Source organism: Cellulosimicrobium composti (genome assembly GCF_010287905.1).
Taxonomy (GTDB): domain Bacteria; phylum Actinomycetota; class Actinomycetes; order Actinomycetales; family Cellulomonadaceae; genus Cellulosimicrobium; species Cellulosimicrobium composti.
In genome coordinates this window covers 1-14306 of the sequence record NZ_JAAFAN010000083.1, presented here as the reverse complement: position 1 = coordinate 14306, position 14306 = coordinate 1, and the positions used below count along the sequence as shown (strand labels likewise).

Genomic DNA, 14306 nt, shown 5'->3' with positions numbered 1-14306 from the left:
CGCGGTAACTGCGCGGCGGGCGCGTACCCCGCCCCCGCCCTGGACGCCCCGCGCGGGCGCGCCGGGTGGGGCCCCGCGCGGGGGTGCCGGGGCCCCGGGCGGCGCCCCGGCCCGCCCCGGCGGGGGGGCCCACGAGGCGCGCGTGGAGCTGCATCGCCGAGACGTCGGTGAGCGACGCGACCTGGTCCACCACGACGCGCAGGCGCGCCGCGTCGTCGGCCGCCGCCTCCCAGTCCGCCGCGAACGTCGGCTCGAGCGCGACGGGGGCCCGGTCGGAGAGCACCTCCACGAGGTCGGCGATCACCTCGCGCTGGCGCTGGTAGAGCGGCTCCTGCTCGCGGGGCGCCATGACGTACGCGACGGCGACGCCCTTGAGCACGAGGATCTCCGCGACCGTCTCGTCCGGTACGACGAGCCGCGCGGCGTACCGCGTGAGGGGACCGTCGCCGTACAGGGCCCGCGTCGCGTCCTGCGCGGCGCCCGTGAACCGCCCGATGAGCTGGCTCGTCGCGTCCTTGAGCGCGGCGAGCGCGCGCCGCGACCCGTCGAACCCCGTGACGAGGTGACCGGTCCCCTGGAGGCGGGTGATCCCGGCGTCGAGCTCCGCCTCGTCGTACGCGGTGCCGTACCAGGAGTGCACGGCCCGCACGACGCGCGCCCGCTCCTCGGGGTCGTCGAGGACGGCGAGCTCGATGCGGCCGCCCACCACCGCGTCCTCGACGTCGTGCACCGAGTACGACACGTCGTCCGCGAGGTCCATGACCTGCGCCTCGAGGCACTTGACCTGGCTGGGCGCGCCCGCGCGCAGCCAGTCGAAGACAGGGCGGTCGTCCTCGTAGACGCCGAACTTGTGCGTCGGCCGCCCGTCGGCGCGCAGCGGCGCCTCGCCCGCGCCCCACGGGTACTTGACGCTCGCGTCGAGGCTCGCGCGCGTGAGGTTGAGCCCGTACGAGCGGCCGTCGCCGTCGACGACCTTGGGCTCCAGCCGCGTGAGGAGCCGCAGCGTCTGCGCGTTGCCCTCGAACCCCCCGATGTCCACCGCGAGGTCCGCGAGCGCGCGCTCGCCGTTGTGGCCGAACGGGGGGTGCCCGAGGTCGTGCGCGAGGCACGCGGTGTCGACGACGTCCGGGTCGCACCCGAGCGCCTTGCCGATCTCGCGACCCACCTGCGCGACCTCGAGCGTGTGCGTGAGGCGCGTGCGCACGAAGTCGTCGCTGCCCGGCCCGAGCACCTGCGTCTTGGCGCCGAGTCGGCGCAGCGCGGACGAGTGCACGATGCGCGCCCGGTCGCGCTCGAACGGCGTCCGGGCGCGCGACTTCGGCGACTCCACGAACCACCGCTCGGTGTCGGCGTCCGAGTACGACGCCGTCCCCTCCTCGCCGCGCGCCGGGCGCGGCCCGGTCCCGACGACCGCGGGGTCGAACGCCTCCTGCTCGAACGTCTGCACGGGCCCCAGCGTAACGAGGCCGGTCAGGTCGCGGCGGGAGCCTCGTCGAGCGGGAGGCCGCGGTACACGCCGGTGCGCAGCTCGCGCGCCCACGCGTCCGCGGCGGGCATGCCGACGTCGTACGCCACGGCGATCTCCGCCTCGGCGTCGTAGGGCACGCGCACGTGCTGGACCGCGAACGGCGCCGGGTCGGGCGATCCGGGCACGCCCTCGAGGACCGCGTACACGGGCACGGGCTCGTCGAGCGGGTTGCCGACGCTCCCGGTGTTGACGAGGGTGCGGCCGCGGCGGGTCTCGACGTAGGCGTCGTGGACGTCGCCGTACACCACGACGGTCGGCTCGGGTCCGGGGCCCGTGAGGTCGGTCGCGGCGAACATGCCCGCGAGCTCGGCGGGCGTGTGGTCGAGGTGCACCTTGGTGTGCACCGACGCGGCCGAGGCGTGGAACAGGCGCACGCGCCGCCCGCTGAGGAGCAGGTCGTGGCTGAGCGGGAGGGTGCGGAACCAGTCGCGCTGGTCGGGGCGCAGCTCGTCGCGCCACCACACGTGCTCGGGCGGGCCGTCGTCGGGCGTCGCGGGCAGGAAGTCCTCCCAGTTGCCGCGCACCGTCACCGCGCACAGCTCGCGGCACCGGTCGACGACCGCGCTCCCCCGCGGGCCCTTGCCGACCATGTCGCCGAGGCAGACGAACGTCGTCACGCCGCGCGAGCGGGCGTCGGCGACGACCGCGTCGAGGGCCGAGAGGTTGCCGTGGACGTCCGAGAGGATCGCGAGTCGCTCGACGGTCACGCGGCCGATCCTGTCACACCGCGCGAGGGGTCGTGCCGGACGGCATGCGAGCCGTCGCGGGCGTAGCCTCCCGCCATGGGTGCACCGCACGCGCTCGAGCTCCGGGCCGTCACCGTCGACGGCCTGGTCGAGGTCGTCCCGTACGTCGACGGCCGCTCGCTCGTGGACCTCGTGGGCGGGTTCGAGCGGTCGCGCGGGTACTCCCCCGCGGGCGCGTACGGCGGGCTCGTCCCCGCGTACTTCCGCTACGGCGACGCCGCGCACCAGTGGTACGGGCGCGGGCGGACGCCCGCGGGCGGGCACGCGTGGGTGCTCGCGTGCGACTGCCACGAGGCGGCGTGCTGGCCGTTCGAGGTGACGGTCGACGCCGGCGCGACGACCGTCGCGTGGCGCGACCTCACGCAGCCCTTCCGCCCCGAGTGGGACTACTCGGGGCTCGGTGCGTTCACGTTCGACCGCGCGCAGTACGACGAGGCGGTGCGCCGGGTCGCGCACCTGTTCTCCTGACCCGCAGCGACCCGGCGCGCACGGGCACGGTCAGGGCAGCCGCCACACCCCGACGGCCGGGCCGTCGCCCGCGAGCCGCGCGCCGCCGTCGTGCGGGGCGAGGTCGAGCGTGCCGTGCAGCCGCTCCGCCTCCCCGCGCCCGACGAGCGCGGGGTGCAGCACCACGCCGTCCCACGGGGCCCGTGCGAGCGCGACGAGCACCCTCTCGTCGGGCGTCTCCCGGAGGTAGACGAGGGCGTCGTCGTCGACGTGCACCCAGCGCATCCCGCCGTGGCGCAGCGCGGCCGAGCCGCGCCGCACCGCGATCAGCGCCCGGTACAGGTCGAACGTCGCGCCGTCCCAGCGCCCGGGGCCCCCGCCCGTCGCGCTCGCGTCGTCCCACGGCATCGTCGCGCGCGCGTGCTCGCCGTTGAGGCCCGTGAGGCCCACCTCGTCGCCCGCGAAGATCACCGGGGTGCCCGGGTAGGTGAGCAGCAGCGTCGCGGCGACCTCGACCATCGCGCGCGAGCCGACGATCGAGCGCAGGCGCGGGGTGTCGTGCGAGCCGAGCATGTTCCACTGCGACGCGGTGACCCGCCACGGCAGCACGGCGTCGAACTCGCGCATCGTCTCGACGACGGCGCGCCCGCCGCGCCGGGGCGTGCGGACCGGCAGGCCGAGATAGGGAACCGACGAGTCCGGCGGCGACAGCCACGTCCAGGCCGGGCGCGTGAACGCGGAGTAGTTCATGTTCGCGTGCCAGCCGTCGCCCGCGAGGTCGCCCGACGCGTCGTGGAAGTGCTCCGCGACGAGCGCCGCGTCCGGGTTCACGCCGCGCATCGTCGCGCGCAGGCGCCGCGCGATGTCGTGCGTCCGGTCCTCGGCGCCGTGGCGCCCCGTCATGTTCGCGACGTCGATGCGCCAGCCGTCGATACCGAACGGCTCGCGCAGGTAGCGCCCGACGACGGAGCCCGGCCCGTCGATCATGCGCGCCCCGAGCTCGGCCGAGCCGTAGGACAGCTTCGGCAGCGACGCGTGCTCGAGCCAGCCCACGTACCCGGGCTCGCCGTCAGCCCAGTAGTAGAAGTCGCGCTCCGGCGCGCCCGGGTCCGCGAGCGCCCGCGCGAACCACTCGTGACCCGCGCCCGTGTGGTTCGTCGTGAGGTCGCCCAGGACGCGCAGCCCGCGCGCGTGCGCGGCGCGGATCAGCGACGCGTACGCCGCGTCGCCCCCGAGCAGCGGGTCGACGTGGTCGAACGTGCTCGCGTCGTAGCGGTGGTTGGACCTCCCCGGGAAGACCGGCGTGGTGTAGAGGGTCGTGACGCCGAGCGCGACGAGGTGGTCGAGCCGCTCCTCGATCCCGGCGAGGTCGCCCCCGTAGTACTGCGTGCCGACGTCGGGGCCCGCGCCGTGCGGTTCGTCGTCCCACGCCGCGGGGACGGCCCACTCTGGGAGCGGGCGCCCGTCGGCCCCGGCCGAGCGCGCGAACCGGTCCGGGAAGACCTGGTAGACGACGCCGTCGCGCATCCACGCGGGCGCGCCGTCGTGCACGGTGAGCCGGAAGTCGGCCGCGTCGGGCACGTCGCGGTCCCACGTGCCGCGCCCGTTGAGCCAGCGGTACCCGGCGTCGCCCTCGTCGAGGAAGAACCGGTAGGACGTCACCGGGTTGTGCACGAGCACCTCGGCGACGTACCAGTCCTCGTGCTCGTCCGACCGGTCGAGGCGTGCGGGCGCGAGCCGGGGCTCGCCGTCGCGCACGGTGCGCAGCCAGACGTCGCGCACGCCGGCCGCGCGCGGCACGCGCACGCGGACCGGGACGGTGTCCCCGAGGGCGGGCACGCCCTCGGGGACGTACAGCGCGGACCCGTCGTGGTGCGGGGCGGGGGTGACGACGCCGCGCACGCGGTCAGCCCTTCACGGACCCGGCGGTGAGCCCGCCGACGATGTACTTCTGCAGGTAGAGGAAGAGCGCGAGCACCGGCAGCGCGGAGATCACGGCGCCGGCCGTGAAGAGGCCCCAGTTCGCCTCCTTGAGGGAGGACACCCATCCGTACAGCCCCACGGCGAGGGTCCAGTTGCGCTCGGAGGACAGGACGATGCGCGCGATGATGAACTCGCCGAACGTGCTGATGAACGACAGCAGCGCGACGACCGCGAGGATCGGCGCCACGAGGCGCAGGATGATCGTCCAGTAGATCTGGGCGTGCGTCGCGCCGTCGATCTTGGCGGCCTCGTCGAGCTCGCGCGGGACCGTGTTGAAGAACCCGTACATGAGGAACGTGTTCACGCCGAGCGCCCCGCCGAGGTAGACCGCGATGAGCGCGAGCTTGCTGTTCAGCCCGAGGACCGGCACGACGTTGCCCAGCCCGATGAGCAGCAGGAAGATCGCGACGAACGCGAGCATCTGGGGGAACATCTGCACGATGAGCAGCGACGTGAGCCCGACCCGCCGGCCGGCGAAGCGGAACCGCGAGAACGCGTACGCGGCCGCCGCGCCCATGAGCACGGTGCCCACGGAGGTCGCGATCGCGACCTCGAGCGTGTTGAGCATCCACGTCCAGAACATCGTGGTGCCGAGCTCGGCGTAGTTCGCGGCGCTCACGTCGGCGAACAGGGTGTTCGAGCCGGTGAGGGTCCCGTTCTCGGAGAGCGACGCCGAGAGCACGTAGACCAGCGGGAACGCCGCGTAGAGGACGGCCACGACGCCGACGACGTGCCGCCAGCCGAGCTCGGTGAACCAGCGACCCGGCTTCATGCGGCGCTGGGCGACGGACGCGGGACGCCCGCCCACGACGGGGGGTACCTGGGTGGTCGTCATCTCAGCTGATCTCCTCGAACTTGCGCGTGCTGCGGAAGGCGACGGCCGAGATCGTCCCGACGATGACGAAGATGACGATCGACAGCGCGCTCGCGAGACCGAAGTCCTTCTGGGCCGACCCGTCGATGCCCGAGATCGAGTAGACCATCGAGATGAGGATGTCCGTGTGCCCGAGCGGCACCGACGCGTCGGCGAAGCGCGGGCCTCCCCCGGTGAGCATGTAGATGAGCGTGAAGTTGTTGAAGTTGAAGGCGAACGACGAGATGAGCAGCGGAGCGGTCGCGATGAGCAGCAGCGGCAGCGTGATCGCGCGCCACGTGCGCCACCGCCCGGCGCCGTCGATCTTCGCCGCCTCCATGACGTCCGACGGCAGCGACTGCAGCGCTCCCGTGCAGATGAGGAACATGTACGGGAAGCCGAGCCAGAGGTTGACGCCGATCACCGAGAGCTTCGCGAGCCACGGGTCGGTGAGCCACGGGATGTGCGCGCCGCCCAGCAGGACGTCGTTGACGAAGCCGAAGCGCGTGTTGAGCAGGCCGGACCACAGCAGTGCCGCGAGGAACCCCGGGATCGCGTAGGGCAGGATCACGAGCGTGCGGTAGATCTTGCGTCCGCGCAGACGCGTGTCGTTGAAGACGATCGCGAGGAACAGGCCGAGCAGGAACGTCGTGACGACCGAGGCGACGGCGAAGGCGAACGTCCAGACGAGGATCTTGACGAACGGCTGCGCGTAGCGGGCATCGGAGAACGCCGTCACGAAGTTGTCGAGGCCCACCGGCACGCGCCACCCGACCGCGAGCGTCGAGCCGTCGGGGGCCTCGAACTGGCCCTCGTCGTTCGGGGTGTACACCGTCCCGGTCGTCGTGTCCGTCATGGTGTCCGCCGCGGCGTCCCACTCGAGCGCCGACGTGTAGACGTAGCCCGTGCGCGCGTCGGTCGTGCGGATCGAGCCGTCCTCCGGGTCGTCGGAGACCGGGACGCGGAGCTCGGTCACCTCGGCCTGCCGCTGGAGCACCTGGTCGCGCGGCAGGACCGTGAAGCCGGGGACCGCGGTCGCGCGGCCGTCGTCGACCGTCGCGCCGTCGACGACCTCCAGCGGCCGCTCCGCGGTGCCGACCTCGACGTCACCGTCCGCGGTGACGACCGCGAAGCCGAGCGCGCCGCCGTCCTCGACCACCGTGAGAGGCGACGACGGCGAGCCCTCGACGCGGCGCTCGTTCTGGACGAGGAGCGCGTTGACCGCCTGCTCCTTCGTCGCGTTGTGCCCCGTGCCGTAGTTCGTGAACGCGACGTACCCGGTGTAGGCGACGACGAAGATCTGGTAGACGAGGAGGAAGATCAGGCCCGGCAGGATGTACTTGAGCGGCAGCGCGCGCCGGGAGAAGTACACCCAGTTCGCCGCCGCGAGCATCGCGAGCGTCGCCACGAGGATCCCGTACGAGCCCTCGGTCCACGCGGACCACACCACGTAGACGCCGAGCGCGTCGACGACGGCCATGAGCGCGAGCTTGACGAAGAACCCCGGGCTGAAGTCGCGCGCGTGGGACGAGTCCGCGGCGCGCAGGCGGCGGTCGCCGCGCGGGGGCGGGCCGTCGGCTCCGGGGGTGCCGGCGCGCTCGTCGTCGGCGGTGGTCACAGGGGCAGACATCGTGGTCCTTCCGGGGTCGTCGGACGCGGCTCGTGTCGGGGCGAGGCGTCGTCGTGCTGCGTCACGGCCTGCGGGCCGGAGGTGGCGCCGGCCGTCGCGGCGCGCACCGGGTGCGCGCCGCGACGGCCGTCGGACCCGGATCAGGACTCGATCGCGCCCTGGATGTCCGAGACCATCTTGTCCCAGGTGGCGACGGGGTCGGCACCGCTGACGATCGCGGCCTCGGTGACGCCCCAGAAGCTCCACACAGCGGCCATCTCGGGGATCGACGGCATCGGCACGGCCTCGGCGCCCACCGCGCGGAAGCCCGCGACGATCGGGTCGTCGGCGGCGGCCGCGTCGGCGGCGGAGATCAGCGCCGGCGGACGGTGGCCCGCCTCGTACAGCGCGAGCTGGGCCTCCTCGGTGGAGAGGAAGTTCACGAGGAAGTCGTTCGCGACGATCGCGTTGTCGCTCTCGGCGCTGAGGTAGAAGCCCTGGACGCCGACGAACGGCTGCGCCGGCTGACCGCCCGCGCTCGGGATCGGGTCGATCGACAGGTCGAGACCCTCGAACGACTCGATCATCCACGGCCCGCCGACGATGAACGGCGACTGCCCGTTCTTGAACGCCTCGACGGCGATGTCGTACGTCGTGTCCTGGCTGAGCACGCCGGCCGCGCCCTGCGCGCCGAGCCACTGCGCGAACGACTGGCCCTCGGGGCCGCCCATCGCGAGCTCGGACGTGTAGGAGCCGTCCTCGTTCTGCGTGAAGACGGGCGCGCCGAACGACGTCTGGAACGGGTAGTGCGTGTACGGGTCGCCCTTGTCGCCGTCGGACTGCACGAGGATCGGGAACTCGGTGCCCGCCGCCTGGCCCGCGGCCACGGCGTCGTCCCACGTGGCCGGCGCCTCGGGCGCGAGCGCGGTGTTGCGGATGAGGGCGATGTTCTCGATCGCGTAGGGCAGGCCGTAGACCTGGCCGTCCTGCGTGAACGCCTCGATGGAGACGTCCTCGAAGTCCGCCGCGGTGTCGCCGAGCTCGAGCGGGGCCACGACGCCGTTCGTCGTGAGCTCGCCGAGCCAGTCGTGCGCGCCGACGGTGATGTCCGGGCCCTCGCCCGTGGGGACCTGCGCGAGGAAGTCCGCGCGGATGTCCTCGAAGTTCTTGAGGACGACCTCGACGGTGGTGCCCGTCTCGGCCTCGAAGGACTCGGCCGCGGCGGTCACGGCGTCCTGGCGGGTCTCGTCGACCCAGACGGTGAGCGAGCCGCCGGCGGAGGTCTCCTCGGCGCTCGGCTCGTCGGTGGTGGCGTCGCCCGAGCCGCCGGACGAGCAGGCGGCCAGCGCCAGCGTCGTGGTCAGCGCGGCGGCAAGAAGGATGCTCCGTCGCATCAGTGGTCACTCCCAGCGTGTTGCAGTGCGGTGGTGGCCGACGTCGGCTCGCACCGTCCGTGGCCCTGATGCGACGACGGTAGAGCGCGAGGTGGCACGCGTGCAAGTCGTTGCGGTAACTTTCATGCAACGCTTTGCAGGGCGCCGTCCGGCGCCAACCACCTCCCCCGGCCGACGGGTCCGCGCGTCTCCCCAGGAGATCCGCGGCTCGCCGACCGGACGACCAGGACGAGGAGGTCCGGTGTCCCCTACGCTTCCCCATGTGCGCACCCGTCTCAGCGATCTCGCCGCCCAGGCCGGCGTCTCCACCGCGACGGTCTCGCGCGTGCTCAACGGGAAGCCCGGCGTCGCGAGCGAGACCCGCCAGGCGGTCCTCGCCGCGCTCGACGTGCTGGGCTACGAGCGCCCCTCGACGCTGCGCACACGCTCGGCGGGCCTCGTCGGACTCGTCGTCCCGGAGCTGACCAACCCCGTCTTCCCGGCGTTCGCCCAGACGATCGAGACGCTGCTGTCCGAGCACGGGTACACGCCCCTGCTGTGCACCCAGTCGCCCGGCGGCACGACCGAGGACGACTACGTCGACATGCTCATGGACCACGCGGTCGACGGCATCGTCTTCGTCTCCGGCCTCCACGCCGACACCCAGGCGAGCCACGAGCGCTACGAGCGGCTGCGCAGCCGCGGCATCCCGATCGTGCTCGTCAACGGCTTCGCCGAGGGCATCGACGCGCCGTTCGTCTCGCCCGACGACGTCGCGAGCGTCGAGCTCTCGGTCCGCCACCTCGTCTCGCTGGGCCACCGCAGCATCGGCCTCGCGATCGGGCCCGACCGCTTCGTCCCCGCGCGCCGCAAGCTCGCGAGCTTCACCGACTCGCTGGTCCGGCACGGCCTCGTGGCGGACGCGGACGCGGCGGCCGAGCACGTCGTCGTGACGCTGTACACGGTCGAGGGCGGCCAGGCCGCGGGCGGCGAGCTCATCGACTCGGGGCACACCGCGATCGTCTGCGGCTCCGACCTCATGGCGCTCGGCGCGATCCGGGCGGCCCGCTCGCGCGGCCTGCGCGTGCCGCAGGACGTGTCCGTCGTCGGCTACGACGACTCGCCGCTCATCGCGTTCACCGACCCGCCGCTCACCACGGTCCGGCAGCCGGTGAGCGCGATGGCGCACGCCGCGGTGAGCGCGCTGCTCACCGAGATCGCGGGCGAGCGCGCCCCGCGCACCGAGCTGCTGTTCCAGCCCGAGCTCATCGTCCGGGACTCGACGGGTGCCGCGCCGGCACCGGTCGCGGACGACGCCGCGGCACCCCTCGCCCCCACGGGCGCCCCCACCGCCTGACGCGACCGCACGCCGTCGCGGGCCCGCGCGACGGCGGTCTCGCCGACACCCCACCGCAAGCGCTTACACTCGACAGGGACGGGGTCCGGCCCCGCGCGACCTGCCGAGCGCAGCACCCGAAGAAGATCCCTGACACCACGCACGTGAGGACCGACTGCTCGATGACTCGTATCGATTCGACGACCGCCACGGCCACCGCCCCGGCCCCCCTCAGCACCGGGGCGCTCGTGCACGCCGGCCCCGGCGAGGCGCCCGAGTGGTGGCGCGACGCGGTGATCTACCAGGTGTACCCGCGCTCGTTCGCGGACGGCGACGGCGACGGCGTCGGCGACCTGCCCGGCGTCACGTCCAAGCTCGACCACCTGGCCGAGCTCGGCGTCGACGCCGTGTGGCTCAGCCCGTTCTACCGCTCGCCGCAGAAGGACGCCGGGTACGACGTCGCCGACTACCGCGACGTCGACCCGCTGTTCGGCACGCTCGCCGACTTCGACGAGCTGCTCGCGCAGGCGCACGCACGCGGCGTCCGCGTCGTCGTCGACCTCGTCCCGAACCACACGTCCGACCAGCACGCGTGGTTCCAGGCCGCGCTCGCCGCGCCCGAGGGCTCGCCCGAGCGCGCGCGCTACGTCTTCCGCGACGGCAAGGGCGAGCGCGGCGAGCTCCCGCCGAACAACTGGCAGTCGATCTTCGGCGGCCCCGCGTGGACCCGCGTCACCGCGGGCGCCGGCGCCCGCCCGGTCACCGGCGCCGAGGGCGAGACCCCCGGCCAGTGGTACCTGCACCTGTTCGACTCCTCCCAGCCCGACCTCGACTGGACCAACCCCGAGGTGCGCGAGGAGTTCGAGCAGGTCCTGCGGTTCTGGCTCGACAAGGGCGTGGACGGGTTCCGCGTCGACGTCGCGCACGGCATGGTCAAGGCCGACGGCCTGCCCGACTGGGACGGCACCGTGTCCATGGTGGAGGGCACCGCCGACGACGAGACCGACCCGGGCGCGCCCGAGGACGGGTCGACGGGCGCCGGGAACTCCGGCCCGATGTTCGACCAGGACGGCGTGCACGAGATCTACCGGTCCTGGCACCGCGTCCTCGCCGAGTACGACGGCGACCGCGCGCTCGTGGCCGAGGCCTGGGTCGAGCCGCTCTCGCGCCTCGCGCGGTACGTCCGCCCGGACGAGATGCACCAGGCCTTCAACTTCTCGTTCCTCACGACCGCGTGGTCGGCGGCACCGCTGCGCACGGTGATCGCCGCGTCGCTGCGCGCGAACGACGAGGTCGGCGCCCCCACCACGTGGGTCCTGTCCAACCACGACGTCGTGCGGCACGCGTCGCGCCTCGGTCTCGCCGACCCCGGCCTGCGCCCGAACGGCATCTTCGCGCACGACCCGCAGCCCGACGAGGAGCTCGGCCTGCGCCGGGCGCGCGCCGCGACGCTGCTCATGCTCGGCCTGCCCGGGTCGTCGTACCTGTACCAGGGCGAGGAGCTCGGCCTGCCGGAGCACACGGCCCTGCCCGACGACGTCCGCGAGGACCCGGCGTTCTTCCGCACCCAGGGCGCCGAGGCCGGCCGCGACGGCTGCCGCGTGCCGCTCCCCTGGCACGCGGACGCCCCCGGGTACGGGTTCGGGCCGACCGGCCGGACGTGGCTGCCCCAGCCCGAGTCGTACGCGCGCTACGCCGCCGACGCGCAGCGCGGCGTCGAGGGCTCGACGTACGAGACGTACCGCGCCGCGCTCGCGACGCGCCGCGCCGAGCGTCTGGGCTCCGGCACGCTCGCGTGGGTCGAGGACTACAGCGACTCGGCCGACGTCGTCGCGTTCCGCAACCGCGACGTCGTCGTGCTCGCGAACCTCGGCACCGAGCCGGTCGTGCTCCCGCGCGGTGTCGAGGTGCTCGTCGCGTCGGGCCCGGTCCTCACGGACCGCTCAGCCGTCCCGCAGTCGCGCGTCCCGTCCGACACGACGGTCTGGCTCCGCGCGCTCTGACGCCGAGCGCCGCTCACGACGACGGCCGGGGTCCGCGAGGGCCCCGGCCGCCCTCATGCCCGCAGGCCGGACTCGAACGCGGCGCGGACCACCTGGGCGGCGAACGCCGCGTCGTCGACGTAGGCGGACGCAGAGCACACGACGACTCCCGGGGCGGCGACGCGCCACCACGGTCCGGCGACCGCGACCACGAGCACGGCGCCACGCACGTCACCGGTCCCGACGCCGTGCGAGCGGGCCACGTCCGCGGCGAGCGCGCGACGGTCGTCCGCCGCCTCCCGCCGGTGCAGCGCCATCGCGCGGCCCGCCTCGCGCGCCGCGAGGGTGCGGTGCGCCTCGGGGAACAGGCGTGCGACGGCGTCGCGCAGCACGCGCACGTCGCCCAGCGCCGAGAACGCGGGCGGTGCGCCGACGCCGTCCCGCGCGACGGACCGGGCGCGGACCCAGCCGAGGAACGCATCCTCCCCGGACGGAGGCTCCTCCGTCCGGCCGGCGGCCTCGAACGCGAGGGCGCTGCACCACCAGCCGTACCATCGCGACGCCGCGGCGTCGCGCTCGCCCGCCGGGACCAGCGCCGACCGGTCCGGAGTTCCCGGCTCGCAGCGCGGCGGCACGTCGTCGGACGGGACGACGAGCCTCAGCGCGTCGCGGACCCACAGCAGCAGGTCGAGGTCCCCGCCGTCCGACACCGACAGCCGCCACGACGGCCGCCCCTCGAACCGCACCGCAGCCCCCCGTCTCGTCGTCGTCCGACCGGCGTCAGCCGCCCGAGACGCTCAGCTCGGCCTCGCGCAGCCTCTCCTCGTGCTCGGCGTCGAGCTCTCGCGAGTCGAGCCAGCCGTACGGCAGGTGCGGCGTCTTGGGCGAGCCGGCGCGCCCGCGCTGACCCTCGGCGGCCTCGCCCGGGTAGGGCGCGTCCTGGTCGAGCGCGTCGAGCAGGTCGCGCAGCTCCGCGAGGGTCGAGACCATCGCGAGCGCGCGGCGCGCGTCCCCGCCGACCGCGTAGCCCTTGAGGTACCAGGCCATGTGCTTGCGCAGGTCGCGCATGCCCTTGCCCTCGTCGCCGTCGAAGTACTCGATCATGAGCTCGCCGTGCCGGTAGATCGTGGTCGCGACCTCGCGCAGCCCGGGACGCACGCGCTCGGGACGGCCCGCGAACGCGGCCGCGAGATCGGCGAAGAGCCACGGTCGGCCCTGGCAGCCGCGCCCGACGACGACGCCGTCGCAGCCCGTCTCGCGCACCATGCGGACGGCGTCCTCGGCCGACCAGATGTCGCCGTTGCCGAGCACGGGCACGCTCGTGACGGTCTCCTTGAGGCGGGCGATCGCGGACCAGTCGGCGGTCCCCGAGTAGTGCTCGGCGGCCGTGCGCGCGTGCAGCGCGACGGCCGCGACGCCCAGGTCCTCGGCGATGCGGCCCGCCTCGAGGTAGGTGAGGTGGTCGTCGTCGATGCCCTTGCGCATCTTCACGGTGACGGGCACGCCGTACGGGCGGGCGGCCTCGACGGCGCCGCGCACGATCGCGGTGAAGAGGTCGCGCTTCCAGGGCAGGGCCGCTCCCCCGCCCTTGCGCGTGACCTTCGGCACGGGGCAGCCGAAGTTGAGGTCGACGTGGTCGGCGCGGTCCTCGGCGACGATGATGCGCACGGCCTCGCGCACGGTCACGGGGTCCACGCCGTACACCTGGGCGGAGCGCGGCGTCTCGTCCGCGCCGAACGTCACGATGCGCAGCGCCTCGGGGTTGCGTTCGACGAGCGCGCGGCTCGTCACCATCTCCGCCACGTACAGGCCCGGGTCGTCGCCGCCGCTCGCGCCGGCCTCGCGGCACAGGGTGCGGAAGGCGCGGTTCGTCACGCCCGCCATGGGGGCGAGCACGACCGGGGTCTCGACGACGATCGGGCCGATCCGCAGCGGCCCGAGGACCGGGCCGGTGCCGGGGGCGGCGCCGTCGGCCGCCGGGCTGAGTGCAGGAGCGGGTGCAGTCACGCGCTCCATTGTCCCATCCGGTCACGCCAGCACCGGAGCCCGTTCGACGAGCGAGCGAAGAGAAGTCGTGGCACGGTGGTGACGTCCGGGCAATCCAGGCCGGACATGGACGAAAGGGACGACATGCCTCTCTGGCTCATCCTGGTCATCGTCGGCGCCGTGCTGCTCATCCTCGGCGTCGCCATCGAGGCCGCGAAGGTCCTCATCTGGATCGGCATCATCGTGCTGGTCGTGAGCCTCGTGATCGGCCTGCTCAACCGAGCGAAGGGCGCGGCTCGTTAGCGCGAGGCCGTAGGGGGCGACGCGTCCCGACGAGACGCGACGAAGGGGCGGGGCCGCGGGTGAGGGCCCCCCCCGTGAGTGCGCCCGGCCCCGGCCCCCCCGCCGCGCGCGGGACCGCAGGCGCCGCGCCGGTGGGCGGCGGGGTTCAGGGGGGCCTTGT

The 14306-nt window shown here is 74.1% G+C and carries 12 protein-coding genes; 4 read left to right on the top strand and 8 right to left on the bottom strand.

From position 1 onward, the window contains the following. Positions 1-1447, bottom strand: a 1447-nt coding sequence (locus GYH36_RS17405; RefSeq protein ID WP_162290499.1) for a deoxyguanosinetriphosphate triphosphohydrolase, incomplete at its 3' end; no start/stop codon positions are given. 23 nt (positions 1448-1470) lie between these two features. Continuing rightward, a complete protein-coding gene (locus GYH36_RS17400) occupies positions 1471-2235 on the bottom strand; it encodes a metallophosphoesterase family protein (RefSeq protein WP_162290498.1) in 765 nt (254 codons plus the stop codon). Positions 2236-2310: 75 nt separating this feature from the next. Here GYH36_RS17400 and GYH36_RS19885 point away from each other — a divergent pair, with 75 nt between their 5' ends. Beyond that, complete coding sequence (locus GYH36_RS19885) at positions 2311-2742, top strand: hypothetical protein (protein ID WP_162290497.1); 432 nt, start codon at positions 2311-2313, stop codon at positions 2740-2742. A 30-nt stretch (positions 2743-2772) separates the two neighbouring features. On the opposite strand, the gene GYH36_RS17390 is transcribed toward GYH36_RS19885, so the two are convergent. The 4 genes from GYH36_RS17390 to GYH36_RS17375 form a co-directional block, all read right to left on the bottom strand. Continuing rightward, positions 2773-4623, bottom strand: coding sequence for a glycoside hydrolase family 13 protein (locus tag GYH36_RS17390; protein WP_162290496.1), 1851 nt, complete (start codon positions 4621-4623; stop codon positions 2773-2775). Between the two features lie 4 nt (positions 4624-4627). Continuing rightward, positions 4628-5539, bottom strand: coding sequence for a sugar ABC transporter permease (locus GYH36_RS17385; RefSeq protein ID WP_162290495.1), 912 nt, complete (start codon positions 5537-5539; stop codon positions 4628-4630). Position 5540: 1 nt separating this feature from the next. After that, on the bottom strand, positions 5541-7187 hold the full coding sequence (locus GYH36_RS17380) for an ABC transporter permease subunit (protein ID WP_115942761.1): 1647 nt from the start codon (positions 7185-7187) through the stop codon (positions 5541-5543). A 140-nt stretch (positions 7188-7327) separates the two neighbouring features. Further along, positions 7328-8560 (bottom strand): sugar ABC transporter substrate-binding protein, encoded by a 1233-nt coding sequence (locus GYH36_RS17375; RefSeq protein ID WP_162290494.1) that lies wholly within the window; start codon positions 8558-8560, stop codon positions 7328-7330. 262 nt (positions 8561-8822) lie between these two features. On the opposite strand from GYH36_RS17375, the gene GYH36_RS17370 reads away from it, so the two are divergent. Beyond that, entirely contained in the window at positions 8823-9896 is a 1074-nt protein-coding gene (locus tag GYH36_RS17370; RefSeq protein ID WP_231492846.1) for a LacI family DNA-binding transcriptional regulator, read from the top strand. Between the two features lie 161 nt (positions 9897-10057). Further along, entirely contained in the window at positions 10058-11878 is a 1821-nt protein-coding gene (locus GYH36_RS17365; RefSeq protein ID WP_162290493.1) for a glycoside hydrolase family 13 protein, read from the top strand. Positions 11879-11931: 53 nt separating this feature from the next. On the opposite strand, the gene GYH36_RS17360 is transcribed toward GYH36_RS17365, so the two are convergent. Then, the gene (locus GYH36_RS17360; protein WP_024840864.1) at positions 11932-12603 is read right to left on the bottom strand and encodes a hypothetical protein; all 672 of its coding nucleotides are present in this window, start codon (positions 12601-12603) and stop codon (positions 11932-11934) included. 34 nt (positions 12604-12637) lie between these two features. Continuing rightward, positions 12638-13873 carry a tRNA dihydrouridine synthase DusB gene (dusB, locus tag GYH36_RS17355; RefSeq protein WP_162290492.1) on the bottom strand — a complete coding sequence of 412 codons (1236 nt, stop codon included), beginning with the start codon at positions 13871-13873 and terminating at the stop codon, positions 12638-12640. 114 nt (positions 13874-13987) lie between these two features. Here dusB and GYH36_RS19385 point away from each other — a divergent pair, with 114 nt between their 5' ends. Beyond that, entirely contained in the window at positions 13988-14146 is a 159-nt protein-coding gene (locus GYH36_RS19385; RefSeq protein WP_144425673.1) for a hypothetical protein, read from the top strand. The last annotated feature ends 160 nt before the right edge of the window (positions 14147-14306 follow it).

Coding starts and splice junctions, on each gene's coding strand:
- GYH36_RS19885 (WP_162290497.1), top strand. CDS start 2,311: ATGGGTGCACCGCACGCGCTCGAGCTCCGGGCCGTCACCGTCGACGGC.
- GYH36_RS17385 (WP_162290495.1), bottom strand. CDS start 5,539: ATGACGACCACCCAGGTACCCCCCGTCGTGGGCGGGCGTCCCGCGTCC.
- GYH36_RS17380 (WP_115942761.1), bottom strand. CDS start 7,187: ATGTCTGCCCCTGTGACCACCGCCGACGACGAGCGCGCCGGCACCCCC.
- GYH36_RS17375 (WP_162290494.1), bottom strand. CDS start 8,560: ATGCGACGGAGCATCCTTCTTGCCGCCGCGCTGACCACGACGCTGGCG.
- GYH36_RS17365 (WP_162290493.1), top strand. CDS start 10,058: ATGACTCGTATCGATTCGACGACCGCCACGGCCACCGCCCCGGCCCCC.
- dusB (WP_162290492.1), bottom strand. CDS start 13,873: ATGGAGCGCGTGACTGCACCCGCTCCTGCACTCAGCCCGGCGGCCGAC.
- GYH36_RS19385 (WP_144425673.1), top strand. CDS start 13,988: ATGCCTCTCTGGCTCATCCTGGTCATCGTCGGCGCCGTGCTGCTCATC.